24 protein-coding genes and 1 pseudogene are annotated in these 25126 nt (G+C 44.4%); 19 read left to right on the top strand and 6 right to left on the bottom strand.

Annotated features, from left to right (window positions below; genetic code table 11):
* Positions 1-193: 193 nt before the first annotated feature.
* Complete coding sequence (gene aspA / locus CH76_RS04750) at positions 194-1621, top strand: aspartate ammonia-lyase (RefSeq protein WP_036143687.1); 1428 nt, start codon at positions 194-196, stop codon at positions 1619-1621.
* An 832-nt stretch (positions 1622-2453) separates the two neighbouring features.
* Here the strand turns inward: aspA and CH76_RS04745 are convergent.
* The gene (locus CH76_RS04745) at positions 2454-2912 is read right to left on the bottom strand and encodes a chemotaxis protein CheX (protein ID WP_036143685.1); all 459 of its coding nucleotides are present in this window, start codon (positions 2910-2912) and stop codon (positions 2454-2456) included.
* Positions 2913-3207: 295 nt separating this feature from the next.
* Here CH76_RS04745 and CH76_RS04740 point away from each other — a divergent pair, with 295 nt between their 5' ends.
* From CH76_RS04740 to CH76_RS04730, 3 genes are all read left to right on the top strand, one after another.
* Positions 3208-3720, top strand: a complete 513-nt coding sequence (locus tag CH76_RS04740; protein WP_051910239.1) for a VanZ family protein — start codon at positions 3208-3210, stop codon at positions 3718-3720.
* 135 nt (positions 3721-3855) lie between these two features.
* Positions 3856-7479: a dynamin family protein gene (locus tag CH76_RS04735; protein ID WP_036143681.1), complete on the top strand. Its 3624-nt coding sequence runs from the start codon at positions 3856-3858 to the stop codon at positions 7477-7479.
* Positions 7480-7609: 130 nt separating this feature from the next.
* A complete protein-coding gene (locus CH76_RS04730) occupies positions 7610-9103 on the top strand; it encodes a hypothetical protein (RefSeq protein ID WP_036143679.1) in 1494 nt (497 codons plus the stop codon).
* Between the two features lie 49 nt (positions 9104-9152).
* Here CH76_RS04730 and CH76_RS04725 read toward each other — a convergent pair whose 3' ends face one another.
* A complete protein-coding gene (locus CH76_RS04725; RefSeq protein ID WP_235190347.1) occupies positions 9153-10196 on the bottom strand; it encodes a Cj0069 family protein in 1044 nt (347 codons plus the stop codon).
* Between the two features lie 127 nt (positions 10197-10323).
* Between CH76_RS04725 and CH76_RS04720 the strand changes: the two genes are divergently transcribed.
* The 4 genes from CH76_RS04720 to CH76_RS13465 are packed head-to-tail and all read left to right on the top strand — an operon-like array spanning position 10324 to position 14393.
* Complete coding sequence (locus CH76_RS04720) at positions 10324-11547, top strand: DNA polymerase IV (RefSeq protein ID WP_036143677.1); 1224 nt, start codon at positions 10324-10326, stop codon at positions 11545-11547.
* Positions 11548-11552: 5 nt separating this feature from the next.
* Positions 11553-12488, top strand: a complete 936-nt coding sequence (gene rnz / locus CH76_RS04715) for a ribonuclease Z (protein WP_036143675.1) — start codon at positions 11553-11555, stop codon at positions 12486-12488.
* A gap of 24 nt (positions 12489-12512) precedes the next feature.
* A complete protein-coding gene (locus CH76_RS04710; protein WP_036143673.1) occupies positions 12513-12740 on the top strand; it encodes a hypothetical protein in 228 nt (75 codons plus the stop codon).
* Positions 12741-14393: a transglutaminase domain-containing protein gene (locus CH76_RS13465; protein WP_051910238.1), complete on the top strand. Its 1653-nt coding sequence runs from the start codon at positions 12741-12743 to the stop codon at positions 14391-14393.
* A gap of 13 nt (positions 14394-14406) precedes the next feature.
* On the opposite strand, the gene CH76_RS04700 is transcribed toward CH76_RS13465, so the two are convergent.
* A complete protein-coding gene (locus CH76_RS04700; RefSeq protein WP_036143671.1) occupies positions 14407-14619 on the bottom strand; it encodes a hypothetical protein in 213 nt (70 codons plus the stop codon).
* Positions 14612-15418, bottom strand: coding sequence for a pyrroline-5-carboxylate reductase (proC, locus tag CH76_RS04695; RefSeq protein WP_036143669.1), 807 nt, complete (start codon positions 15416-15418; stop codon positions 14612-14614). The genes CH76_RS04700 and proC overlap by 8 nt, the downstream gene beginning before the upstream one ends.
* 103 nt (positions 15419-15521) lie before the next feature.
* Between proC and CH76_RS04690 the strand changes: the two genes are divergently transcribed.
* On the top strand, positions 15522-16469 hold the full coding sequence (locus CH76_RS04690) for an MBL fold metallo-hydrolase (protein WP_036143667.1): 948 nt from the start codon (positions 15522-15524) through the stop codon (positions 16467-16469).
* The gene (locus CH76_RS04685; RefSeq protein ID WP_036143665.1) at positions 16470-17210 is read left to right on the top strand and encodes an SDR family oxidoreductase; all 741 of its coding nucleotides are present in this window, start codon (positions 16470-16472) and stop codon (positions 17208-17210) included.
* Between the two features lie 7 nt (positions 17211-17217).
* On the opposite strand, the gene CH76_RS04680 is transcribed toward CH76_RS04685, so the two are convergent.
* The gene (locus tag CH76_RS04680; RefSeq protein ID WP_036143662.1) at positions 17218-17685 is read right to left on the bottom strand and encodes a hypothetical protein; all 468 of its coding nucleotides are present in this window, start codon (positions 17683-17685) and stop codon (positions 17218-17220) included.
* Between the two features lie 105 nt (positions 17686-17790).
* Between CH76_RS04680 and CH76_RS13460 the strand changes: the two genes are divergently transcribed.
* The 7 genes from CH76_RS13460 to CH76_RS04645 all read left to right on the top strand — a co-directional run bounded on the left by CH76_RS13460 (position 17791) and on the right by CH76_RS04645 (position 23077).
* Positions 17791-18465 (top strand): N-acetylmuramoyl-L-alanine amidase, encoded by a 675-nt coding sequence (locus CH76_RS13460; RefSeq protein WP_051910237.1) that lies wholly within the window; start codon positions 17791-17793, stop codon positions 18463-18465.
* Positions 18466-18606: 141 nt separating this feature from the next.
* Positions 18607-20040: a toxic anion resistance protein gene (locus tag CH76_RS04670; RefSeq protein ID WP_304412721.1), complete on the top strand. Its 1434-nt coding sequence runs from the start codon at positions 18607-18609 to the stop codon at positions 20038-20040.
* A gap of 59 nt (positions 20041-20099) precedes the next feature.
* Positions 20100-20999: an EamA family transporter RarD gene (gene rarD, locus CH76_RS04665; RefSeq protein ID WP_036143660.1), complete on the top strand. Its 900-nt coding sequence runs from the start codon at positions 20100-20102 to the stop codon at positions 20997-20999.
* 88 nt (positions 21000-21087) lie between these two features.
* Positions 21088-21297, top strand: coding sequence for a helix-turn-helix transcriptional regulator (locus CH76_RS04660; RefSeq protein WP_036143658.1), 210 nt, complete (start codon positions 21088-21090; stop codon positions 21295-21297).
* Between the two features lie 134 nt (positions 21298-21431).
* Entirely contained in the window at positions 21432-22142 is a 711-nt protein-coding gene (locus CH76_RS04655; RefSeq protein WP_036143656.1) for a cytochrome c biogenesis CcdA family protein, read from the top strand.
* Between the two features lie 45 nt (positions 22143-22187).
* The gene (locus tag CH76_RS04650; RefSeq protein WP_036143654.1) at positions 22188-22559 is read left to right on the top strand and encodes a response regulator; all 372 of its coding nucleotides are present in this window, start codon (positions 22188-22190) and stop codon (positions 22557-22559) included.
* Between the two features lie 8 nt (positions 22560-22567).
* On the top strand, positions 22568-23077 hold the full coding sequence (locus CH76_RS04645; protein WP_036143652.1) for a CcdC family protein: 510 nt from the start codon (positions 22568-22570) through the stop codon (positions 23075-23077).
* Between the two features lie 52 nt (positions 23078-23129).
* Here the strand turns inward: CH76_RS04645 and CH76_RS04640 are convergent, their stop codons facing one another.
* Positions 23130-23537 carry a DUF2621 domain-containing protein gene (locus CH76_RS04640; protein ID WP_036143751.1) on the bottom strand — a complete coding sequence of 136 codons (408 nt, stop codon included), beginning with the start codon at positions 23535-23537 and terminating at the stop codon, positions 23130-23132.
* Positions 23538-23832: 295 nt separating this feature from the next.
* Here CH76_RS04640 and CH76_RS04635 point away from each other — a divergent pair, with 295 nt between their 5' ends.
* Entirely contained in the window at positions 23833-24822 is a 990-nt protein-coding gene (locus tag CH76_RS04635; protein WP_036143650.1) for a YafY family protein, read from the top strand.
* 75 nt (positions 24823-24897) lie between these two features.
* Positions 24898-25126: pseudogene (locus CH76_RS04630) on the top strand (hypothetical protein); the annotation flags it as partial.

The raw sequence follows: 25126 nt of genomic DNA, 5'->3' as shown, positions 1-25126 counted from the left end.
TCAAATTAGGGTGAATATATGTTTTTATGTGGGGTATGCTGGAAAAAGCGACGTATCTCGCTGAAATGTACAGTTTTCCATTGGTAAAATACAGGGACTGGGAATTGTGTCTAAATACCTACGAAAAGTAGGTTTACAGTCTCTACTCATTTGTTATAATGAAGTGCAATCACATATCAGAGGAGATAGTATAATGTTACCTAACTTTCGTATCGAACGAGATTTCCTAGGCGAGCGCGAGCTTCCAATTGACGCTTACTATGGTATTCAAACGTTACGTGCAACAGAGAACTTCCCGATTACGGGCTACCACATTCACACATCATTAATTCGCGCAATGGGCGTTGTTAAAAAGTCAGCAGCTATCGCAAACCGCGAAGTAGGCTTACTACCTGCTCATTTAGCAGAAGCAATTATTACAGCAGCTACTGAGATTGAGCAAGGGGTATGGGACGACGCATTTATCGTTGATCCAATCCAAGGCGGCGCTGGTACTTCAATTAATATGAATGCCAACGAAGTTATTGCTAACCGCGCACTCGAATTAGTAGGTGAGGCAAAGGGTACGTATACAGTCATCAGCCCGAACTCACATGTCAACATGTCACAATCAACAAATGACGCATTCCCAACGGCAATCCATATTGCGGTATTACGTCAGATTGATGAGTTATTAGCGGCAATGGAGATTATGGAAAACGCAATGCACGCTAAGGCGGAACAATTTGCAAGCGTTATCAAAATGGGACGCACGCACTTACAAGACGCTGTGCCAATCCGTTTAGGGCAAGAATTTGAAGCATTTGCGCGCGTGATTCGTCGTGATATTTTACGCGTTAGTCGCACAAAAGCTAATTTATATGAAGTTAACATGGGCGCAACTGCTGTAGGTACAGGGTTAAATGCATTCCCATCTTATATTAAAAGTGTCAGCGAAAATTTAAAAGAGTTTACAGGTTTACCACTTGTGAGCGCAAGTCACTTAGTGGACGCAACGCAAAATACAGATGCGTACACAGAGGTTTCGGCTTCATTAAAAATCGCTATGACCAATATGTCTAAAATCGCTAATGACCTACGCTTAATGGCATCAGGCCCACGCGCAGGTTTAGCTGAAATTAATTTACCAGCACGTCAACCAGGTTCTTCGATTATGCCAGGTAAAGTGAACCCTGTTATGCCAGAGGTTGTCAATCAAGTGGCGTTCCAAGTAATGGGTAACGACCAAACGATTACACTTGCTTCAGAAGCAGGGCAGTTTGAGCTTAATGTAATGGAGCCAGTAATGGTGTTTAACTTACTGCAATCGCTTACAATTATGCGTAATGTGTTTACCACATTTACAGAAAACTGCTTAAAAGGCATTACGGCTAACGAAGGGCGTATGAAGGATTATGTGGAGAAGAGCGTTGGTATTATTACAGCGGTTAACCCACACGTAGGCTACGAAGCGGCTGCAACGCTTGCGAAAGAAGCGATTGCAACAGGTACTTCTGTACGTGAGCTATGCATCGAGCGCGGCATTTTAACGAAAGAGGAGCTAGATGTAATTCTAGACCCATACGAAATGACGCACCCAGGCATCGCTGGCGCGGAGTTAATGAAAAAAACAACGAAATAAATAAAGAGGCTGAGTAAACGTTTTTCAGCCAATAAAAAAACCGAACTATTAGTTGAAACCTTAAGTCAAGGGTTCAATATAGTTCGGTTTTTCTTGTTTTGTGTAAGCATCGTCTACTTTTATGCGATGTTGTGACCGCTAAATATAGTGTCACTCTCATTTTTTGTAGCGTTGACGAGTGTTCCAAATGCCACGGGGCTAAACGGTTGTTTTTACTTTTGATTTGTCTAGTAAAAGCAAGCTACCTCCAACCCCTTTTCGGTCACGTCAACAAAAAGCAAAGAGCGCTTTTCGTGCCATGCCCTGCAAAGTGAATGGAGGTGACCAGCTTGTTTTACTTTTCTTTAATCCAGTTACGGCTCACAACGCCAAGCCCTTTTCGCTTATGCCAACAGAAAGCAAAGGACGCTTTCATTGTCATAACCTCCAAAGGGTAGGGCGTTGAGCGTTCGCCTTCACTTTTTGATTTGTCTAGTAAAAGCAAGCTACCTCCAACCCCTTTTCGGTCACGTCAACAAAAAGCAAAGAGCGCTTTTCGTGCCATGCCCTGCAAAGTGAATGGAGGTGACCAGCTTGTTTTACTTTTCTTTAATCCAGTTACGGCTCACAACGCCAAGCCCTTTTCGCTTATGCCAACAGAAAGCAAAGGGCGCTTTCATTGTCATAACCTCCAAAGGGTAGGGCGTTAAGCGTTCGCCTTCACTTTTTGTGTTGTCTAGTAAAAACGCCCAGCCCCTATGACCTTTTCACCCTCGCCAACAGAAAGCAAAGAGCGCTTTCGTTGACGAGTGTTCCAAATGCCACGGGGCTAAACGGTTGTTTTTACTTTTCTTTAATCATCATCGTCGATTGTCAGTAGGATGGTGATATCGCCAGCGCCCTCAATGTTAGCAGGTAGCTGGAAGGCTTTTTGGAAGCCGTAGAGCTTGGTTTTGCCGACCATAACGGTTGGTGGGGTGATGTCGAGTGATAGGTCATGCTGCCCAACGAAGGTGCAGAGGTTACCTGTAATCATATTGCCAAACTCGCCAACGAATGACTCTAGCATTTCGCCGCCGATTTCCATGCCGAACATTTTTGCCGCAATGGCACTAAATGTATCAGGCAGGCCGTCAATAATAACGCGGCCTTTTAAGTCACCAACCAGTCCAATTAGCACGCCCATTTCCTCTTGTTGGAAGGGCTCTGATGTTACGGCTGGTGGGGCTACCTTGATTTCTACGGGTAAAATGGTTTTTAAAGATTGGATTGTCCCGTTTAAAATTGCTTGAATATGCATCGAAGTGCTCACTATAACACATCCTTTTTAGACTTTATTACATATTACCATGACTTGGGCATAAATTGAAACGCATTGTTGACGAAATGCCTAAACGTTTGTTATATTGTAGTTGATAATGATTTTCAAAATCACGCAAAGGAGTGATTCACATGCTATCTCTATTTATAGGGGCAACTGTAATTGCTTGCGCAAGCGTAGGTAAATACGTGCTGGATCATACAACGGCTCATATTCGATAATAGTTAATGTCGCCCATTTTATTGGGCGGCTTTTTTTTGTTATGATGGGTGCAGGAGGTGGCGTAATGTTTAGAGTGGCAACCCTGCTTTTTTATATCACTTTTGGCATCTATGGTTGGTTGCTATTCTCTGTTGTGTTTATACGCTACCCAATTACCCCTGAGCACCTTTATGAGTTAACGCTAGCTGCACGTAATGTTAATTATGTGCCGTTTCAAACGATTACTAATTATTTGCATGGTACGTACCGCGTGCCAACGTTTGATGCGTGGCTTAATGTCTTCGGTAATATTGTGATGTTTATCCCGCTAGGCATCTATTTGCAGATTGTTGTAAAGCGTAAACGTATTACGGCATTGCTCATTTTAAGCACTACAATTTTAATCGAATCCGTACAATATGTATTAAATATTGGTGCAACGGACATTGACGATATCATTTTAAACTTTACGGGCGGCATGTTGGGCATGTACGCCGTAGCGATTAGTTTTAAGTTGCTAGGCATGCGTCCGACGTTTTATTTGGTAACGCTATGTAGTGTAATTGTACACGTGCTTACATTTTTATATCGACAGTAAAACCAAATTTTACCTTGAGCAACCAAAAATAAGGTGGGGAATGTTCCTCACCTTATTTTTTGTGTCGAAAATGTGCCAAAACATGATAGAATACAAGCTATAAGTATAGTTCAACTGAAAAGGGGTTTTTTCGAAGTGGTAAAGGATTTTGATGAGCAGATTGCTAAGCTATTAAAGCAAGCAGCACTGCAATACCGAATTTACGAACAAAATGATGATACAGAGCGCATGAACAAAACATCACTCTTTGCGCGCAAGCTACAGCAAAAGGAATTTGTTATTGCCTTTGCAGGGCATTTTAGTGCGGGTAAATCAAGCATGATTAATGCACTGTCAGGTGAGGACTTATTAGCATCAAGCCCTATCCCAACGAGTGCCAATATTGTTAAGGTACATAAATCAGCGGAGGACTTTGCCATTGTTTATATGCACAATGACAAGCCCGTTAAATTTGGCGCAGGCTATGATTATAAAACAGTGAAGGAGCTAGGCAAGGACGGCGATTTAGTAGCACAAATCGAAATTGGTCACGCTGCATCGACTTTACCAGAAGGTGTAACGGTAATGGATACGCCAGGTGTTGACTCAACGGACGATGCCCACCGTATGTCTACGGACTCGGCTTTGCATATTGCCGATATGGTGTTTTACACGATGGACTATAACCATGTGCAGTCCGAGCTTAACTTTCAATTTACAAAACAACTCATGAAATATAACCCCAATGTATATTTAATTGTCAATATGATTGATAAGCATCGCGAGTCAGAGTTAAGTTTTGAAGCGTTTAAAGAAACCGTATACAACTCATTTGGTGCTTGGGGCGTTGAGCCGAAGGGCGTGTTCTTTACGTCACTGCGTGAGCTTGATCATCCGCATAATGATTATGAAGAAGTAAAAACGATTGTTATGGATAGTATGAATGACTGGCAGGACCAGTTATTACAAACGGCAGCAGGTACATTAACGCTGTTGCAACATGAGCACGATGCGTATTTACAAGAAGAAAAGAAAGAAACGTTTGTGATGCGTGAGGATGTATTAAGTAAGGAAGACTGGGCAGAGCATGAGGATACACTTGCGCAGTATGCCAAGCTTGAGCAACAGTTAACGCTGTTTTCGACAAAAGCATTTAGTGAAACACTCGATGAGCGACGCAAGGATTTACTCGACAATGCCTCGTTTATGCCATCGGATTTACGTGATAAACTACGCCTTTATTTAGAGAGTACGCAAGAGGACTTTAAAGTAGGCGGGTTATTTACAGCCAAAAAGAAAACAGCCGAGGCGCGTGAAACACGTAAACAAGAGTTATACGAAATATACCAACACAATGTAAGTTCACAAGTAACAGGCTTAATGAAGCAAGTGCTAAAACAAGTATTGCGTGATACAGGTGCATTAACTGAAGACCAAACGCGTGCGATTGATGCGATGGCGTTTGACATTCCGTTTAGCACGATTGAGGATCAAGTGCAAAAAGGTGCAATGGTGACGGGTGAGGCGGTGCTTAACTTCTCTAACCGTGTGGCAGAGGCCACAAAGCGCTACTTTATCCGCGAAACCGACAAATGGCGCGAGGAGCAATTACCACGCTTAGAGCAAGTGGCACAAGAGAGTGCAACACCTGTTAAGTTACGCATGCAAAATATGCAGGCGCGTGTGGATGCTATTCGTGAGATTTTGGCGATTGATGAGCAACTTGCCTACAGCGAAAAAGAGTACAACTACACGTCAAACGATATGCGTAAAAAAATGGCGGAGCAACAACAGCGCTGGGAAGAAAGCTATGCGCGTGACTTAAGTGAAATTCGTCCGTTTGAGCCGTCTATGTTACAAACGAAGGAAGCTGAAGTAGTAGAGGAGGAAGCCATTAATCAGCATGTGGTTGATATGTTGCCAGCAGATAAGGTAATTTTCCAAGCCACACAAACTGCCAATGCGATTGAGAGTATTGATGGCTTTGAAGAAACCGCAAACTACTTACGCAATAAAGTGGAGCGCTTAAAGAAGAAGGACTTTACTATCGCATTATTTGGTGCATTTAGTGCAGGGAAGTCATCATTCTCTAACGCCTTAATGGGCGCAAATGTATTACCTGTATCACCTAACCCAACGACAGCGGCGATTAATAAAATTCGACCTGTAACGCCTGAGCACCCGCACGAAACGGCAGATGTTGCGTTAAAAAATCGTGAGCAAATGCTTGAGGATATTGCTGCATCTTATGCCGCAATTGGCTTAACCGTAACATCGTTAGACGAAGCGTTTGAGCGTGCGGATGAGGGCATTAAAGTACCGCTTCAGGATGAGCGTTTAAATCTGCATAAGTCATTTATTCGTGCATACCAAGTCGGTTACCCACTGTATAAAAATGAGCTTGGCAATGTATTACGCGTAGAGCGCGCTGATTTTGAAGCCTTTGTAGCAGACGAAAGCCGCTCATGCTTTGTTGACCATATTGACTTTTACTATGACAGCCCAATTACGCGCATGGGTGTGACGCTTGTTGACACACCAGGAGCGGACTCTATTAACGCACGTCATACAGGCGTAGCGTTTGAGTATATTCGTAATGCGGATGCGATTTTATTTATTACGTACTTTAACCATGCGTTTGCAAAGGCAGACCGTGAGTTTTTAATTCAATTAGGGCGCGTAAAAGATGCGTTTGAGTTAGATAAGATGTTCTTTATTGTAAATGCGATTGACCTTGCATCAACGACAGAGGAGCAAGAGGATGTAAAGGATTATGTGCGTACAGAGCTGCAACGCTTTGGTATTCGCCACCCTCGTTTACACGGCGTATCAAGTTTAATGGCATTAAAAGAAAAGGTAGAAAGCGCAGACCTTGCATCAGGCATGCCAGCGTTTGAGGAGGCTTTCCAAACCTTCTTACACGAGGAGCTAAGTGCGCTTGCTGTAAAGGCACTTGCCGAAGAAGTCGAAAAAACGACACAGCGCCTTGGTGATATGATTAAACAAACGGAAGACAACTTATCACGTAAAGATGCACGTCTTGAAGAACTTGCGACGCTTGCGTCACATATTGATACGACGTATGCGACAGCGCCAACGGCTATTTTAGAAAGTGATACCAAGCAAGAGCTTGAGGAGCTATTGTATTACGTATTACAACGCGTGTACTACCGCTACCCTGACTTCTTTAAAGAGGGCTATAACCCGTCAACTTTTGCTAATCTAGGTACACAACAAGCATTAGAGAAAGCATTAAAAGAAGTATTGCAAAGCTTGCGTTTTGACCTTGCACAGGAGCTGCGTGTTACGAACTTCCGCCTAGCGCAATATGTAGAGAAGCAGTTACAAGGCACAGCTAAAGAGTATGCCCAAAGCTTAAAGCAACTTAACCCAACGTTTTCATTCCTTGGTTTTGAAGCCGATGATGCAGAGATGCTAGAGTTTGAAGGGCCGTTTGCTTCACATGAGCCATTTGTGGGCGTTAAATCGCACTTCCGTAATGCCAAAGCCTTCTTTGAGAAAAATGAGAAGGTTAAGCTAGAAGCGGCACTTGAGGAACAAACAAAGCCTGTAGCTGAGCAATATATGAAGGCACAGCAAGAGCGCCTACTAACATGGGGCTATGCGTACATTGCGGAGCAAGCGGAAAAGCTGCGCACACAAATTGTTACGCAAGCACACCAGCAAATTAATGCAGAGCGCAGCCTATTAAACGAAGGCACACGTCTTGATGCGTGGAAGGCCACGTATGCTGAGCTAGAAAAAACAATCAACGCCTAATAAAGAGTAAATGACAGCGCCACTGATGCGAAGGTGGCGCTTTTTTGCGCGTTAAAATATTAATTTAGCAAGCTTTATGCGATACTATAAGTAGTTAGAAAATTGTTTTATTTTCAGGAGGAGGGCTCGTATGACAGCACAATTAACACAGCTACACGAAACCGTTTTATATGATTATGCCGCACTTACGATTATTTTTAATGAAGATGCTATGAAGGTCATTCATAAACGCTATGAGGAGGCGCAACCACTAAGTAAAAAGCAGTTACATAAGGACTTCTTTACCAACTTTACGGCACTGCCTTTTGTGCAGCGCCATTATTTTAAAGAGCTTGTTTATGTGGTGTCTTCGTTATATGACGAGGACGAGGTGGTTTGGCATGCTCGCATCCAAAAGTTAGTTGACCAAGCGCTTAAAAAAGGATACCGTGCCATTTATAAATTTTTACTCGCGCAAAATCGTTTTGAGACAAAGTTTGAGACGTATATGAGTAAGCTTGCGCCAACGACGGATGCGTTTGCTTTTGATTTATACACTTGCTTGTATTTGTATGTGGCAAGCACAAAAGGGTACTTTTATGAAGCGGTAGATTTAGAGACGATTAGTAAGCGCTATAAAGGTGATGTGGAGGCATATTTTGCGGGGCGCAAGCAAATTGCGGAAGAAAAAATCACGACGGATTTATTTGTGCAAGATATGATTGTACCAAATTACCCAACAGCTACCGACGAAACATTATACTTCTTTGGCAAAAAGATGGGGGAGGAAGGGCTGTTATTGTTTGACCATTTCGAAACGCATGACAGCATCCCTGCAAGTACGGTGTGTGAGTGGCTAAAAACGAAGCATAGCCCAAATGAGATGACCATTTTTGGCAATGTGGCACGCGCGGCACTGTATAGTGTGCGTTTAACGCTCGCTGACTTAACCTTTATTATGCATGCTACTAAGGCACAGCACCGCAAAGCAAAGGCTAAACATATGCAGCGTGCTGTGATGGATTTTGCGTGCTATAGTGCACAGCGTCAAAGCTTTTTGGCATGTGAAGCAATTGAGTTTGTACGCGAAGTACCTCAAGTAGATGAGGGTGCGTGGGAGCAAAAGTTGCAAGAGGTAGAGATGCAGTTGGCAAAATCGCGCAGTACCGAAGCTATGGCACAACATAAATTGCAAGAGGCACAGGACGAGGTAGCGCGCTTAACAAAGCAAGTGAAAACGCTAGAGGTAGAGGCACTTGCTGAGCCAGAGCCTGTTATTGAGGAGGTTGCCATCCCTGTCATTGTAGCGCAAGACAAAGTGGATGCGGCGCGTTTACATGAGCTTAATATTTGTATTGTAGGCGGTCACCCTAACTTCCATCGTCGTATTTTAGACGAATTTCCGCATGTGACGATTTGGCAGTCACGCGATTATAAAAATACCAATACCGCACAGCTAGATAAGCAAGATGTGATTGCGTTTATTACGAGCTACAACAATCACGGGCAGTTTAAGCGTGTGCGTAGTCATTTGGCTAAAACGCAGCAAAAAGATAAATTATTGCTCATTAATCGCCAACCAGCACCTGCCGCATTTGCGGAGCTTGTGCTTGAGCATTATGATGCGATGCATAATGAAGCATAAAACAGCATACAAAAAGTTGAAACGAATGCGTTCGTTTCAACTTTTTTTGTTAGGCTTTAATTTGTTGTTTTTCGGTGATGCAGGCGATAATTTCGTCCGCGACGCGAGGGGCTAAACTTAGTTCAGAGGTAAAGCCAACGCAAGAGCAGTTCATTTCGCCAAGTACATAATCGTCACTGCCATCAGGGGCATCGCGTAAAATAAAGTCCGCTGTCCACAGTAGTGGGAGGTCAAAGCCACCGAGTTTGTCTTTGACGTGTGGGAGTTGGGCTAAAAAGTCGGTAATTAAGCCTTCCCATAAAATTGGTGGGTCATAGCGGTACTGCGCGCCTGAAAATAATGTAGCGCTAAACGCATCGGCAGCTGCGGCAGGTTTTTTATGCACCACATTAATGGGTGTATCACGCAGTAATAATAAGCGGATTTCGCCTTCTTTAATGCGGGGTAAAAATGGCATATCCACCAGCATACCGCCGTCACCAATAATGTATTGTTCGCAAAAGAGCATAAACTCGCCAAGCTTCCAGTACTCTACGTGATTGTCTTTTGCCTCGGTGCATTTTACTTTTGTGGTGAGCGAGGCTTCGGTTGCGCCAACAGGTAGTGGCTCCATTAACTGTACGCGCCAAATGCCTTCGCCTGTAGAGCCGCGATTTTGTTTGAGCACGCGCTCATTAAGGGCAAGCGCCTTAGGAAACTGGTAAAAGAACTCACTCATCGTGTAGTAGGCGTATGTATCAGAGGGAACGAGTGAGGTATCCGTTAGTTTAACAAGTGCATCTTTAGCGCCGTAGCCTGTCATCGCGTCAGGGTGGGGCAAACCAATAATACCGTCTTCACAAAGTGCGCGCAGCATGCCAAAATACTGTGCTTCACCGACCATATTGCCAGGGTTAATGCGCGATACATAAGCTACCGCATTGTGTTTGACATAATCATAAATCGCGTCCATTTGTGTCACATCAAAAAACACCACTTCGGCAGGGTAGCCCTTTTGTTGTAGTGCCTCAACCATTGGCATGGTGTCTTTGCGGTGACCATCTTGCCCTTTGTCACTGCCGCCTTGTACCTCAAAGAAAATAACCTTTTTCACGTTTATCCACTCCTTTGATTTATCCTTCACCCTTACTATAAGGGCTTACTATTAAGGAAAAACCTACCTTTTGTTAAGTGTGTGTAAAGGTTGTATAATAAGAACAAATGTTTTGAGAGGTGAGGGTATGGCGGTTATTTTACATGTGGATATGAATAGTTTTTATGCCTCTGTGGAGCAAGCCAAAAACCCAGCACTCCTCGGTAAGCCGCTCGCAATTGCGGGCAATCCTAAGGAGCGACGGGGCATTATTATTACGTGTTCGTATGAGGCGAGGGCGCATGGCATTTATACGACGATGCCGTTATTTGAGGCGCGCAAACTATGTCGTGAGTTGGTCGTACTGCCGCCTAATTTTGCGATGTACCGCGCCGCGTCTAAGGCAATGTTTACGATTTTACGTGAAGTAAGCCCGCTAGTTGAGCCTGTGTCCATTGACGAAGGCTATATGGACATTACAGCACTGCCACAGCACCCGCTCGCAGTAGCTGAGCATATTCAACAACGCTTACTGCACGAGTTAAAGCTACCTTGCTCGATTGGCATTGCGCCTAATAAATTTTTAGCAAAAACAGCTTCTGATATGAAAAAACCACGCGGCATTACCGTGTTACGCAAGCGTGAAGTAGCGGACAAGCTGTGGCATTTGCCTGTGCTTGCGATGCACGGAGTAGGTAAAAGCACAGCGGCTAAGTTACAAAAGCTTGGCATTACAACGATTGGCGATTTAGCGAAGCATGACAGTTATGCGCTAAAACTGGCGCTTGGTAAAAACGGGGTGCGGCTTGGAGAGCGTGCGAACGGCATTGACGAGCGTGCAGTAGACCCTCTTGCCATTTATGATACAAAAAGTGTAGGCAACTCAAAAACACTTGCGCGTGATGAGGATGACAGTGAGGTACTGCATGCCTTGTTACGCAAGCTGAGTAAGCAAGTGGCGGAGCGGCTTTATGCTAAGCGGCTCGCGGGTACAACGGTTGTTGTGCATATTCGGGATAAGGACTGGCACACCGTCACTCGCAGTAAAACGTTGCAAAATGCTACAGCGGATGCGCGCGCCATTAGTGAGGCAGCTATTGATTTATTTGAGGCGGGCTGGCAAGGCAAGCCACTGCGCTTGCTAGGTGTTACAATGAATAATGTAGTAGACGAAGCCGATGTCGTAGAGCAACTTAGCCTTTTTACGTACGAAAAATACGCGGAGGAAGAACCCCTAACAGAAGTGCTCGCTGCCATTGAGCAACGCTTTGGCAAGGGGAGCATTCAGCGTGGGATTGAGATGCCGCGTGAGGTGAGTAATGCGGCGGCAACGAGCTTTAGCAAAGATTTTTTACATGATCATAAGGAGTGAGGCAAGTGGAGTTACAATTTTTAGGCACAGGTGCGGGTATGCCCTCCAAGGAGCGCAATACCACAGCGATTATGCTGAAATTACTAGAGGAAACAGGCGAGATGTGGCTATTTGACTGTGGTGAGGCAACCCAGCACCAAATTTTACAAACGCCATTAAAGCCACGTCGCGTCACTAAAATTTTTATTACGCATTTACATGGCGATCATATTTTTGGATTGCCAGGCTTTTTAAGCTCGCGCTCGTTTCAGGGTGGCGAGGAAGGGGTTACGCTTTACGGGCCGAAAGGGTTGCAGGCGTGGATTGAGTTAACGCTCGCAACGACAGGCACGCATTTAACTTACCCCATTCACTACGTGGAAGTTAGCCCTGGCGTTATTTTTGAAGACGAACATTTTATCGTGGAGGCGGATTTATTAGCCCACGTTATTGATAGCTATGGCTACCGCATTACACAAAAAGATTTGCCTGGTGAGTTAGATGTAGTAAAGGCGCACGCACTTGGTGTACCAAACGGGCCGCTGCTTGGGCAACTTAAGCGCGGCGAGGACGTTTGTGTAGAGGGTGTCGTAATTACAAGCGCACAAGTTGTAGGTGCACCGCGTAAAGGATTTGTGGTAACGCTACTTGGTGATACGAGTTTTACAGAGGCGGCCATTCGGTTAAGTAAGCACGCGGATATTGTGGTGCATGAGGCAACGTTTGACCATACGATGCAGGACTTAGCCAAGCGTTTTGGTCACGCAACCGTAGCGGATGCTGCACGTGTGGCGGAGCAAGCACAGGCGCGGCATTTAATTTTAACGCATATTAGCGGGCGCTTTTTGGCGCAAGATTACCCCCGCTTACTTGAGGAGGCACAGGCGATTTTCCCACAAACGGTTATGGCCCATGATTTTTGTCAATTTTCGCTATACAATAACGAGCTAAACTGCGTATAATTGAGAAAAAAGGGGGCTAGACGTATGGAAAAGAAAATCCACCCAGCACTTCTTCGCTTGTTTGTTATTTTTCCTAATATTTTAAGTTATATTTTATTGATTGGCTTAGTGATTTTTGTGAGCAGTAATTATGCGGTGCTGCAACAAAACGGCGCGCTACCGATGTGGCTTGGCATTATGGCTGTGCTTGCACCAGCTGCGCTATTTACGACGTACCGCATCCGACAAAAAATTAAAGCAGGAGCGATGTAAATGAAACGATGGCTACTAACGGGGGCAATGGTGCTTGCTTTACCTATGCAGGCGCAGGCTTTTGTAGGGACAAGCTCATCAACCGCAACCTACCAAGCGAAAGCGGTTAAAAGTGTACAGGCTACGCAAATGCAACCCGTTTTACAAAATGCCATGAGCAAACGACAAAGTAAGGTGAGCCTAACCTACCGCGGCAATTTTAAAGATGTGAGCGGGCATTTACGTGAGGCCATCGAAGCGGCACTGCGTACGGATGAGTATTTGACTTACGACTACCGCGGCTACTCAGCAGAGTGGCGTGGCATAAACGGCAGTGTACAAATTATTGTGACGCTGCGTTATTCGCAGACGCTTGAACAAGTGAAGTATGTGGATGCGCAAGTAAAAAAGCTCGCCCCTCAAGTCGTGAATGCTACTATGGACGCGCATGAAAAGGTCAAGGCCATCCATGATTATGTCGTCACGCATACGACGTATGATACAGCGATGAATCAGGCGATTAACTCACCGTACTATGCGCTTACAACAGGCAAAACGCTATGTAACGGCTATGCGATGCTTACGTATAAATTACTAAAAGAAGCGGGCATTCCCGTGCGTTTAATTAGCGGTGAGGCGGATGGCATTGGTCATGTTTGGAATTTGGTACAGCTAGATGGCCAGTGGTATCACCTTGATACAACGTGGGATGACCCACTGCCAGATAAGGGCGAGATTTCGTATGATTATTATTTGTTAAGCGATGCGATGATAGCGCCTGACCACCATTTTAAAAACGGTGGCTTAAATCAGCACGACTTGCCGTACCCAAAAGCTACCACTAGCTACGAAAATGTACTACGTGACAGTGGGCGTACGGGGCTTGCACAGTCGCTTGAGATTGCTGCAAACCATGCCAAAACACCTGAGCAACTGACGGCGGCGCTTACTAAGCAGTTAGCGCGCTTTGAGCCTGTGGTGACAGTAGCCTATCATGGTGACCCTGCTACGATTAAGGCGAGCGTGCAACGTGCCCTTGCAACACCTGACGTGCAAAGCGCACAGCTTGCGGTAGTAGAGCAGCCACGTTTACGCGGCATAAAAACAGCTTTACTTAACGTGAAGTATAATGCCACACTACGTGATGTGTTAGTAGAGCCAGCAACACTTACGGCAGGGGATAGCCCTCAGCTAAAAGTGACAGCACTGATGTCAAATGGTGCAACGTTTGATGTGACGCGCGAGGCTAAGCTAACGTCTAGCCCTAATGTGAGTGTGGAGCAAGGTCGCTTATTAGCAAAAAGCGTTGGTACAAGTAATGTTACGGCAAGCTTTAGAGGGCAAACGACCGCAAATGCGGTGACAGTCAACCCATTGCCTAAGCGCCTTTACTACCCACTTGCGAATATTGCTTCACAAGGCACGCAGTTTAACGTAGCCCCTACAGCCGAATTTAGCTTTACTTTCGACGAAGCGGTCGCAAGTGCTAATGTTCACGCCATGACAGCTTACGGAGAAGCCGTTGCCGTTGCGACGAGTACAGAAGACAATGTGCTACGTGTTACCCCTGCCGAGCGTTACCCACAAGGTACGGTATATGTGATAGCACAAGATGTCGTCAGTGTAACGGGCAAGGCCATGCAAGCGCAGAGCTACCGTATTACAATAAAATAAAAGGCGCTCACTCTTAACGAGTGGCGCCGTTTTTTTTGTTAAAAAATAAAGGGAGTAGGAGGAGTGTAACGACACAAATTAAAATGCCGATAAAACTTACGCCAAAGTCACCTTCACTTACCGTAAAAATTTTGAGGACTTCAATATTAAAGACGTAGCCAAGCAGGGTGTAGCAGGCAATAACGCCTACCCCCAGCAAATAGCCACCGATTTTACTATTAATCATACAGTTTACCAAACTCGCGTGAGCGGTCGGCATTGGCTTTTGTGCTTGCTTTAATAATGTCGTCTACATGGTGCTCGCGCAGTACTTCGAGTGCAGCGAAGGTTGTGCCTTTATAGCTCGTAACCTTTTCACGTAGTACGGCTGGGTCCTCGCCCGTGCGTTTGAGCATTTCTGCCGCGCCCATCATCGTATTAATCATTAAGTCGCGTGCGGTTTCGACGTCTAAGCCGAGCGCCACGCCTGCTTTTTCGTAGCATTCAATTAAATAATACATATAAGCAGGGCCACTACCAGCGAGTGCAGTTACCGCGTGCATTTGCTCCTCTGTTACAATTTCCACTGTGCCGATGGCTTCAAAGAGCTGAGTAAAGTCGTGCTGTAGTTTTGGTGTCACGGCATCATTAAATGTCGCGCCACTCGTTGAGCAACCAATCGTAGCTGAAGTATTAGGCATTAAGCGCGCAATGGGGCGCTTGCCTGCGTATTTTTCGATGGTGGCAATACTTACGCCAGCCAGTACGGAGATGACGGCAATCCCGTCTTTTAGTGGGTGGGCTTGTAGTACTTCTGCGATGTCTTTTGGTTTCATGGCGAGCACTACAATATCTGCGTTGTCTAGGTCTTGTTGGCAGGCAATTGACGTTCCGTAGCGTGCGTTAAGCTCCTGTAAGCGTTCGGTGTTACTGTTATTTTTCATGGCGATATTGGCAGGTGTCACAACTTCCTTGTCCACTAAGCCACGGACAATCGCCTCAGCCATTGCCCCAGCGCCTAAAAATACAATTTTTTTATTCTTCATTATGCAAAACCTCCTCGTTAAAGTATAGAAGAAGTACGCCAGCTCGACAAGTGTCGATACAAATCGTAAAATGAATACATATTCAAAGGGGAGAGTGAGCGAGATGGATGTGCACAAAATAGCAATACCCACACCGTATAAAATTGGGGATGTTAACGCCTTTTTAGTGAAAGGTGACGCGCTCACCATTTTTGATGTGGGGCCTAAAACAACAGAGGCTTACGAGGCGTTGCAATGGGGGATTCGCGCCGCGGGGTATACGATGAAGGATGTAGAGCAAGTGGTGCTAACGCATCATCACCCTGACCACGCAGGCTGGACGGATGCTTTCCCGCACGCGGAAATTATGGGGCATGTTTACAATGATTTATGGTTGCACCACGACGAGGATTTTTTAAATTACCACGAGGCATTTTATCGCCATAATTTATTTGAGAGCGGTGTGCCAGGGGCTGTCATCGAAAAAAACGTGCAAGTGCGCCGCGAAATGGAGTGGGTAGGGACGCTACCTCTTACTAAAATTTTAGCGGATGGTGACGAGATCCCAGGGCATAAAGGGCTTAAAGCAATCGAAACATTAGGCCACGCGCGCAGCCATCTTATTTTTTGGGACGAACGCTCGCATGATGTGATTGGTGGCGACTTATTGCTTGAGCGCATTACACCAAATCCGCTGATTGAGCCGCCATTAATTGAAGGTGAGCCACGCGCAAAATCACAATTGGAGTATAATGCTTCACTTGCGCTATTACGCGAGCTACCTGTTGCGACGATGTATACAGGGCACGGGGCAGATTTAACGCAAATTGTACCGCTTATTGATGCGCGTATGACGCGTCAGCACGACCAAGCGCTTACTTTATATGAGTTGATTGGGCAAGACGAGGTCACACCGCTTGAGGCAACGAGCCGCTTTTACCCACGCGTCTACCAAAAACAGTTTGGGCTAACGTTGTCAAAAACGATTGGTGCACTGGATTATTTAGAGAGCCTTGGCATGCTGGGTAAAGTACAGCGCGCGGGCATTTATTATTATAAAAGGGTGAAGTAAATGAAGATTTTTTTAACAGGGGCAACGAGTGGTGTAGGTATGGCGCTAGCACGTCAGTTACTAGCACAAGGGCATGCGCTGTATGCGACAGGTCGAAGCGGCGTAGCGTTACGCACACTCGCGGCTGAGGGGGCAACGGTCATTCAGGCTGATGTTACACAAGCAGCAGACCGCGAAACATTGTATGCCGCCTTGCCTGTAGTAGACGTGGCCATTTTTTGCGCGGGTGTTGGGCGCTTTGAGGACTTTACCACTCAATCCGACGCTACGATTGAGGAGATGGTAACAGTTAATGTTACGGCTACGGCACAACTGGCGCGCCATTTTGCTACACAAATGACAATGCGTGGGCGTGGGCAATTAATTTTTATTGGCTCACAAGCAGGCAAGGTCGCAACGCCAAAAGCTGTCGTGTATGCCGCCACTAAACATGCGATCGTAGGGCTAGCGAATGGGCTACGCTTAGAGCTTGCGCCGCAGGGGGTGCAGGTTACCGCCATTCACCCAGGGCCGATTGATACACCGTTTTTAACAAAGGCGGACGACACCAATAGCTACCGCGCTTCAGTTAAGCGTGTGTTATTGTCACCTGAGCGTGTCGCTACTGAAGTAATCAAAACGCTAGGTAAGCCTGTACGTGAAGTGAATTTGCCGCGCATTATGGGCGTGACCAGTAAGTTATACGCCCTTTGCCCACGTATAATTGAGCGCGTAGGTAAATCATTTTTTTATAAAAAATAAGCAGATTTCATTTACGAAATCTGCCTTTTTTATCGGGATTATTACGCGCGTATTCTTCGCGTGCTTCGTCTTGTAAGGCACTTGCTACACCTAAACGGTCAAGCATTGGCATAATGCCTTGCTGTACTAAATAAAATACGAGTGCCGCAATGACACCTGTTGTGGCATAGTAAACAAGCCCTTCCCAGTTGCCGCGCACAATTAATGTGTAGAGCACCATTGCAATCACAGCGCCTACAATGCCGTAACTCCACATCATACTTTTAAACGTTACCGCAAAATGCTCAATCACAAAGGACAATGCAATGCCCGCCACTAAAAAAATCGGCACAACAAGCAGTACATTGAGTGTAAATAAAGCAGAGAAGCCCATACTGCCATCTCCGTTTAATAATGTAACGAGTGAAATTAATGCGCTCAGCAAAATGCCTGCAATCATACCGCTAATAATTTTACCTAAAATTTGCTTTCCCAAAACGTCTGTCACCTTCCCGCTGTTTTCCTACTAGTATCTTATCAGTTTAGCTAGACTGTCGCAATTATCGTTTGCCTAGCGTATTAGTAGGCGAGGAGGGATGGTATGAAGCAAATTACTATTAGTGCAGGGCATACGAGGGTTAGTCGCGGTGCGGTTGGGCTTATTGATGAGTGGGAGGAGGCTTGCCGCGTGCGTGATGAAGTAGCGCGGCTAACGGGTGCTAAGGTGGTCGTTGATAATGTCACGACGACAGCCAATGCCAATTTGACGTATCTTGTGCGCGGGCATAATGCCACACTGCGTGATGTGGATGTGAGTATTCATTTTAATGCGAGTAACGGTACAACACCGCAACCTATTGGGGTAGAGGTGCTGTATTATAGTGAAGCTGCGCTTGCTGGGCGCATTAGTGCCGCGATTGCCGAGGCATCGGGCTTACGTAACCGCGGTGCAAAGGAGCGAAAGCCGCTGTATTTTTTACGGCATACCCAACGGCCTGCAGTATTAATTGAAGTGTGTTTTGTGAACTCCCATGAGGACGTGCGCTTGTACCGCAAGCATTTTGCGGCGATTTGTCAGGCGATTGCGCACACCTTGCAACCTAAGCCAGCACTGACCACAAAGGCAACGAGCCTTTACCACACGCACTGTCAACAATTAATCGAAGCGGGCATCGCTTCAGGCGCATTTTTACCTGTTTGGCGCAACCGAACGATTAGCTATAGTCAGTTTTGCGAGTTAGCTGTACTCGCCTACTTTCAACCACGTGAGCGTTAAGCTTGCGTGGTTTTTTGTTGTACAGATGAAACCTAAGCGTGCTATTGTGCGTATAGAACAGTGAGACCTACGAAAATTATGGCATAAATCGCCATATCGTATATAATTAAGGTAACAATGATACTTTAGGAGGCAACATCTATGACACAAGAGTACGATATCATGGGCAACCCAATCCCGCCCAAGGATGTAAATAATCAGCCACTTGTTAACCAACCGGCGCCAAGTTATGAGCAACCTGAAATGCCACAACAAGGCTACCAACAAGCACCACAACAAGGCTACCCGCAGCAGGGTTACCAACAAGCACCACAACAGGGCTACCCGCAGCAAGGCTACCAACAGCCACCTGCACAGCCGCAGTACCAACAACCGCCGTATCCACAACAAGGGCAACAGCAGTACCAACAAGCACCATACCAGCAGCCAAACCCGCAGTATGGTCAACAACCAATGCCGCAACAGCAGCAACCGCCGATGCCGCAGTATGAGCAACAACCTGCACCGCAGTACAACGAACAACCCGAAGCGCCGCAACAATCCGTTATTGCGCGCCATAAACTAGAGCTACGTCAAGACCCTAGCGTGCATGCCATTGCGAGCAAAATTGACGAAACAAACCAAGTGGCATTACTTGAAGTAGGACGTGAAACAGCTGACAGCATTTCACAATTTTCGGACCGTATGTTAAGCAAAATGCGTGCAACTAAGCTCGAAGAATCGTCTGTTATGTTAAATCAGCTTAATAAAATTATGGATAAATTCGATCCAAAAGACTTTGAAGAAAATAAGGGCGGGCTTATTTCACGCCTATTTAATAAAGGTAAAGAGCAGATTGAGCGCTTCTTATCAAAATACGACACAATGAACCGTGAAGTAGACGTAATTTATAAGGAAATCCAAAAGTACGAAGTCGAAATGAAGCGCAACACAATTGAGCTTGAGACAATGTACGACGAAAACTTAAGCTACTTCCAATCACTTGGTCGCCATGTGGTGGCAATTGAGTTAAAAACAGAGGAGCTTATGCAAAAACGTGCGCCACTAGAGGCACGCATGCAGCAAGGCGATCAGCAAGCAGATTTTGAGTTGCAATCGCTAAACAACGCCATTCAATTATTGGAGCAGCGTCGTTTTGATTTAGAGATGGCACAGCAAGTGTCCTTCCAATCAGCGCCGCAAATCCGTATGATGCAGCAAGGTAATAACCAGCTAATTGCTAAAATGAACTCGGCGTTTGTGACAACTATCCCAATCTTTAAGCAAGGGTTAATCCATGCGATTATGTTACGTCGTCAAAAAATCGTAGCAGACTCTATGCAAGAGCTTGATAAGCGCACAAACGAAATGCTACTTAAAAATGCCGAAAACATTAGCGCCAACAGTGTGCGTATTGCGGAGATGGCTGGTTCATCAAGCATTAAAATCGAAACAATCGAACAAACATGGCAAACGATTATGAACGGCATCGAAGAAACAAAGCGCATTCAAGCCGATACAGCGCGTGCGCGTGAGGACGGACGTAAACGAATTGAAGAATTACAGCTACAATATGAAAAATTAAATCATAAATAAGGTATAATAGCTTCTGTGGATTTTTATCCGCAGGAGCTTTTTGTTTGGGAGGAACGCTAATGAGCGAAATGAAGAAGGGTATCCTGTTTGCGCTATTGGCGTATTTATTTTGGGGGTCATTCCCGCTGTTTTGGAAAATGCTTACGCATGTACCAAGCAGTGAAATTTTAGCCGCGCGTATTATTTGGGCATTTGTGTTTACCGCACTTTTTATTGTACTGCGCGGGCAGGGCAAGGTATTGTGGCAGGATACCAAAAAATTATGGCAAAACCAACGTGCCTTTTGGCAACTTGGGGCGGCCTCTGTGTTTATTTCAGCCAACTGGTTTACGTACATCTGGGCTGTTAACAACGGGGAGATTGTACAAACAAGTTTGGGCTATTACATTAACCCGATTTTATCGATTATTTTTGGGGTGATTTTCTTTAAAGAAAAGCTATCGCCAGTCCAAAAAATAGCGACGGGTATCGCCTTTATGGCAGTAGCACTGCTGGCGATTTATTACCGCGAGCTACCGTGGATTGCGCTTATTTTAGCGTTAAGCTTTGGGATTTACGGGGTGCTAAAAAAGAAAATCCATCTCGATGCCACGCGCGGGCTTGTCATTGAAACATTTTTCATTGTACCTGTAGCGCTTGGTTTTTATGCGTATTTATTTGTGCAAGACAAGGCGGTCTTTTTACACCATGACGTAAAAACCGATGTGTTGTTAATGCTCGGTGGGATTTTAACCGCCATTCCGTTAATTTTATTTGCGGCAGGCGCACAGCGTATCCCACTGTATACGATTGGTTTTATCCAATACGTATCACCAACCATTACGTTATTACTCGGCATCTTTTTATACAAAGAACCGTTTTCTAGCGTACAGTTTGCGGCCTTTGCGCTCGTATGGTTTGCGATCATTTTATTTTTATCGAGCCTCTATCTCGACAGCCGAAAACGTCGTGCCCATTAGGGTGCGATGTTTTTTTTGCAAAAATGTTATCTTTTTCATAGTTAAGGGTACATAAAGTAACAAATGGAATTGAAAGAGGTAGAGGACTATGGGAATTGTAATTCGATTAGATAGAGTATTAGCGGAGCGCAAAATGCAGTTGACGGAACTCGCCAAACGCGTGGATGTCTCAATTGTTAACTTATCAAAATTAAAAACAGGTAAAGTGCGAGCTGTGCGCTTTTCGACATTAGAGGCGATTTGCCGCGAGCTAGACTGCCAGCCAGGTGATATTTTAGAGTACGAAGCGGACGAATAATTTACTTCACACTTACTTCGCACAAATGCCTAAAAATGTTCACAAGCAGAATAACAGCTTTCATAGTGTATTTTTGCTAAACTTAGAGACGATAAGCTTTTAGGCATTTTGTAGATTGGAGAAGATGTGATTACATGGGTACTGATTTAAATATTTTCTTAGCGTTTGGCGCAGGCTTTTTAAGCTTTATTTCGCCGTGTACACTGCCGCTCTATCCCGCATTTTTATCGTATATTACGGGGATGTCGTTTGACGACCTTAAATCAGAGCGAGGTATGCTGCAGAAGAATGCTATTTTACATACGCTATTCTTCTTACTGGGCTTCTCGTTAATTTTTATTGCGATTGGCTTTGGTACATCATTTGCACGTGATTTTTTAGTCAATTATCAAGATATCCTACGCCAAGTAGGTGCGATTTTAATCGTAGTATTTGGTTTAATGATTGTGGGATTACTACAAATTAACTTCCTTATGAAGGACCATAAAGTGCAGTTTAAAAATCGCCCGTCAGGTTTTATTGGCTCGATTTTAATTGGGGTTGCCTTTGCGGCAGGCTGGACACCATGTACAGGCCCGATTTTAATGTCAATTATTTTACTAGCAAGTAGTAACCCTGACTCTGGTATGTTTTATATGCTGGCGTACTTTTTAGGCTTTGCTGTACCATTCTTCTTATTGTCATTCTTTATTACACGTATGACATGGATTCGTACGCATAGTCAAAAAATTGTTAAAGTTGGCGGCTATATTATGATTGTAGTCGGTATTTTATTATTCTTCGATGGTTTAACGTATATTACGCGTATATTACAGCCAATTTTCGGTGACTTTACGGGCTTCTAATCTGTTAGAATAGAGAGTGAGAAGTTAGCGAAAGGATTGAAGGGTATGCCAACAGTTTTGGTAGTCGACGACGCATTATTTATGCGCGTGGCAATTTCAAACATGTTTAAGGACTGGGGCTATGAGGTCGTTGGTCATGCGGCAAATGGCAAGGAGGCCGTTGAGCAATACGGGGCGTTACAGCCCGACCTTGTTACAATGGATGTCACGATGCCTGTCATGAGCGGTATTGATGCCGTTAAGGAAATTATTGCGCTTGACGAAGATGCACGCATTATTATGGTAACGGCCCTTGGGCAACAGCGCTTAATCCGCGAGGCCATTGAGCACGGCGCTAAGGATTTTATTACCAAGCCGTTTGAGCCGGAGTTTTTACGTATGGTTGCTGATAAACTTGCAGAAGATATAGAAGGGTAGGAAGCAACATGCCAGCATTTTTACAACAAATTCCCTCGCAGTACCTAATTATTGGGTCAACCATTATGGCGGTGGTGATGGGGATTTTTGTGACGGTTATGCGTATGCGTGCCGCCAATCATCCAGTAAGCGCAAAAAAAATTATTATACCACCCATTGCGATGTCAACGGGTGCGCTCATGTTTATTTCGCCTTACTTCCGCGTGCCCTTACCACAAGTGTTTGAGGCCGCAGTCGTAGGTGCTTTATTTTCGATTGTGTTAATTATGACCTCAAAATTTGAAGTGCGTGGTAACGATATTTTTATGAAGCGCTCAAAAGCCTTTATTTTTATTTTAGTGGCATTATTACTTATTCGTCTTGTGGCTAAGAGTGTGCTAAGCACAAGCATTGACGTCGGCGAGCTCGGCGGTATGTTTTGGATTTTAGCATTCTTCATGATTTTACCATGGCGCGTGGCGATGCTCGTGCAGTATAAGCGTTTAGAAAAAGTCGTAAAAACAAGCAGTGCTACCTAAGTGTAGCGCTGTTTTTTTGTACAAAAAAATACGCAGCCGCGTGGGCTACGTACTAAAATAAATGCTCATAAGGCGCAACATCAATCTGCATCTCATCTAATTTTTTACGCAAAAATTTATGGTCGCGCTTTGGCGTTGCCTGAATATACCCACGAATAATTAAATCCTCATTAATGCGCGGTGCACCTTCTTCAAGTGCCAGCTCGCCAATTTTACCTGCGATTTTTTCCTTCGCCACCTGACGAAACAGCTCAGGCACAGGGCTCACTAGCTCATATAATAAAGCCTTTGATTGGTCATCCCATAAGTGGATGGATTTATCAATATAGTGATCCTGCCAATCCAGTGCCGATTTACCATCAGATTTTGGCAATGATTTTAAAAACTTGCGGAACATAAAGAAGCCCCCAATGCCCATTAACGTAATGAGCACGAACACCCAAAACAAAATGAACCACATAAACCAGCCATCTAAACCCACTTGCTCACCTCATTTAACATTGTAGTTCCATTATACGTGGATTGCGTCAAAAAAGCATCCACGTTTGCTTACGACTTAATGAACGCAAAAGTTTACACTAAAACTGGAAAAAAACAAGAGATGTATTATACTTAAAGAGCATAAGTTGCGGGGCTAAATAAGCTACTGCCGTCGCTCTTTTTGTAGATGTGTAGGTAAAAATAAACTTGACCTTTCACAAATTAGTGAAGGGGTTTTTTCTATATTTTGTATACTAAAAGTAAGGAGTGATGATATGAAAAAATTACCTCCACGTGAGCGTTTATTAGTGGTAATGACATGTTTACAAGACCATACATCATCGCAAACGCCTATGAGTATTTATGATATCCATAGTTACGTTAACGAGCATGGAGAAGCGAGTCAATCTGCGATACGTGGTGATTTATTAGTACTTGAGGAATCTTTGTTTTTTCCTGTTGAGGTGTTTGATGAGCGAGAGGGTATAACCAAATTATATTATTATGCAGGTCGAGCATTTGAAATTCATGAGCTGCGTTTATTATTAGATGCCATTAGCGCAGCCAATTTTGTAACTAAGCCTGAAAAGCGTACTCTCTTTATGAAAATAAGGTCTTTGGCATTGCCTGCTTATAAAAGTTCCCTAATGAATGATTTAGTATTAGCAGATAGTGTCGTCGGGGAAGCTGTCAATATGAGAGAGACAATTCAGTTTTTACATAATGCAGTAATAAAACAACAAGGCATTACCTTTACGTATGGTGATTTTAATGTTCACAAAGAGTTTGTGTTACGCTATGATGGCAAACGTTATGCTGTCCAACCTTATGGGCTAGTGTGGCGCAATGATCGTTATTATATGGTAGCCTACTCTTTAAAGGATAGCGAAATTAGGCAATATCGTTTAGACCGTATGCGAGATATCCAACTAGAAGAAACATTTTTTGAGCGTCCGCCAAATTTTTCCGTTGAAGCCCATATTGCTGCAACTAGTTATATGTTTAGTGGGCGTAAAGTTGAGCTAAAGTTACGTTGTGAACAAGGGTTAATTAATATTGTATTAGAACATTTTGGTATGGATGTGACCATTACACCTCTAGAAAATAATCAGTTTGAATTAAAGACCATAACAAAAGAAAGCGATGGTCTCGTCTCATGGCTCTTACGGTATGGTGCAGCCATTGAAGTATGTGAACCTGAGTGTTTGCGTACAAGGATGAAAGAAGAAATCAGTAAACTAAGTAAAACGTACAAAATAACCTAACCTTTACCAAATTTGGTGAAGGTTATTTTCTTTTATTAGGTATATTTATAGGTGAAATGACAGGAGGTAATTTGTATGAAAAAAATAGTAATGGGTTTAGGTTTAAGTAGTGCTTTATTATTGGGGGCTTGTGGTGGTGATATTGACGAAAAAAACAATCGTCCTGTAACATCGCAAGAAGAAAAGAAAGAAGAAGTAGCTGATAATAAGGTAGAAAAGAAAGAACAAAAAGAAAAGGCAGTTGGCGTACGCTCTAATCCACTCCCTTTAGGCGACACGATTACAACTAAGGTTGCCATTTATC

The organism is Lysinibacillus sp. BF-4, assembly GCF_000743635.1.
GTDB classification, from domain to species: Bacteria; Bacillota; Bacilli; order Bacillales_A; family Planococcaceae; genus Metalysinibacillus; species Metalysinibacillus saudimassiliensis.
The sequence above is the reverse complement of the archived record's forward strand: the minus strand, read 5'-3'. Positions and strand labels throughout refer to the sequence as shown.

Bases quoted from the DNA above. Each gene is read 5' to 3' on its own strand.
- aspA (WP_036143687.1), top strand. From the start codon at position 194: ATGTTACCTAACTTTCGTATCGAACGAGATTTCCTAGGCGAGCGCGAG.
- CH76_RS04730 (WP_036143679.1), top strand. From the start codon at position 7,610: ATGACAGCACAATTAACACAGCTACACGAAACCGTTTTATATGATTAT.
- rarD (WP_036143660.1), top strand. From the start codon at position 20,100: ATGAGCGAAATGAAGAAGGGTATCCTGTTTGCGCTATTGGCGTATTTA.
- CH76_RS04690 (WP_036143667.1), top strand. From the start codon at position 15,522: ATGGATGTGCACAAAATAGCAATACCCACACCGTATAAAATTGGGGAT.
- proC (WP_036143669.1), bottom strand. From the start codon at position 15,418: ATGAAGAATAAAAAAATTGTATTTTTAGGCGCTGGGGCAATGGCTGAG.
- CH76_RS04640 (WP_036143751.1), bottom strand. From the start codon at position 23,537: ATGTGGTTCATTTTGTTTTGGGTGTTCGTGCTCATTACGTTAATGGGC.
- CH76_RS04650 (WP_036143654.1), top strand. From the start codon at position 22,188: ATGCCAACAGTTTTGGTAGTCGACGACGCATTATTTATGCGCGTGGCA.
- CH76_RS04710 (WP_036143673.1), top strand. From the start codon at position 12,513: ATGGAAAAGAAAATCCACCCAGCACTTCTTCGCTTGTTTGTTATTTTT.
- CH76_RS04670 (WP_304412721.1), top strand. From the start codon at position 18,607: ATGACACAAGAGTACGATATCATGGGCAACCCAATCCCGCCCAAGGAT.
- CH76_RS13465 (WP_051910238.1), top strand. From the start codon at position 12,741: ATGAAACGATGGCTACTAACGGGGGCAATGGTGCTTGCTTTACCTATG.
- CH76_RS13460 (WP_051910237.1), top strand. From the start codon at position 17,791: ATGAAGCAAATTACTATTAGTGCAGGGCATACGAGGGTTAGTCGCGGT.
- CH76_RS04660 (WP_036143658.1), top strand. From the start codon at position 21,088: ATGGGAATTGTAATTCGATTAGATAGAGTATTAGCGGAGCGCAAAATG.
- CH76_RS04635 (WP_036143650.1), top strand. From the start codon at position 23,833: ATGAAAAAATTACCTCCACGTGAGCGTTTATTAGTGGTAATGACATGT.
- CH76_RS04740 (WP_051910239.1), top strand. From the start codon at position 3,208: ATGTTTAGAGTGGCAACCCTGCTTTTTTATATCACTTTTGGCATCTAT.
- CH76_RS04700 (WP_036143671.1), bottom strand. From the start codon at position 14,619: ATGATTAATAGTAAAATCGGTGGCTATTTGCTGGGGGTAGGCGTTATT.
- CH76_RS04685 (WP_036143665.1), top strand. From the start codon at position 16,470: ATGAAGATTTTTTTAACAGGGGCAACGAGTGGTGTAGGTATGGCGCTA.
- CH76_RS04720 (WP_036143677.1), top strand. From the start codon at position 10,324: ATGGCGGTTATTTTACATGTGGATATGAATAGTTTTTATGCCTCTGTG.
- CH76_RS04655 (WP_036143656.1), top strand. From the start codon at position 21,432: ATGGGTACTGATTTAAATATTTTCTTAGCGTTTGGCGCAGGCTTTTTA.
- CH76_RS04645 (WP_036143652.1), top strand. From the start codon at position 22,568: ATGCCAGCATTTTTACAACAAATTCCCTCGCAGTACCTAATTATTGGG.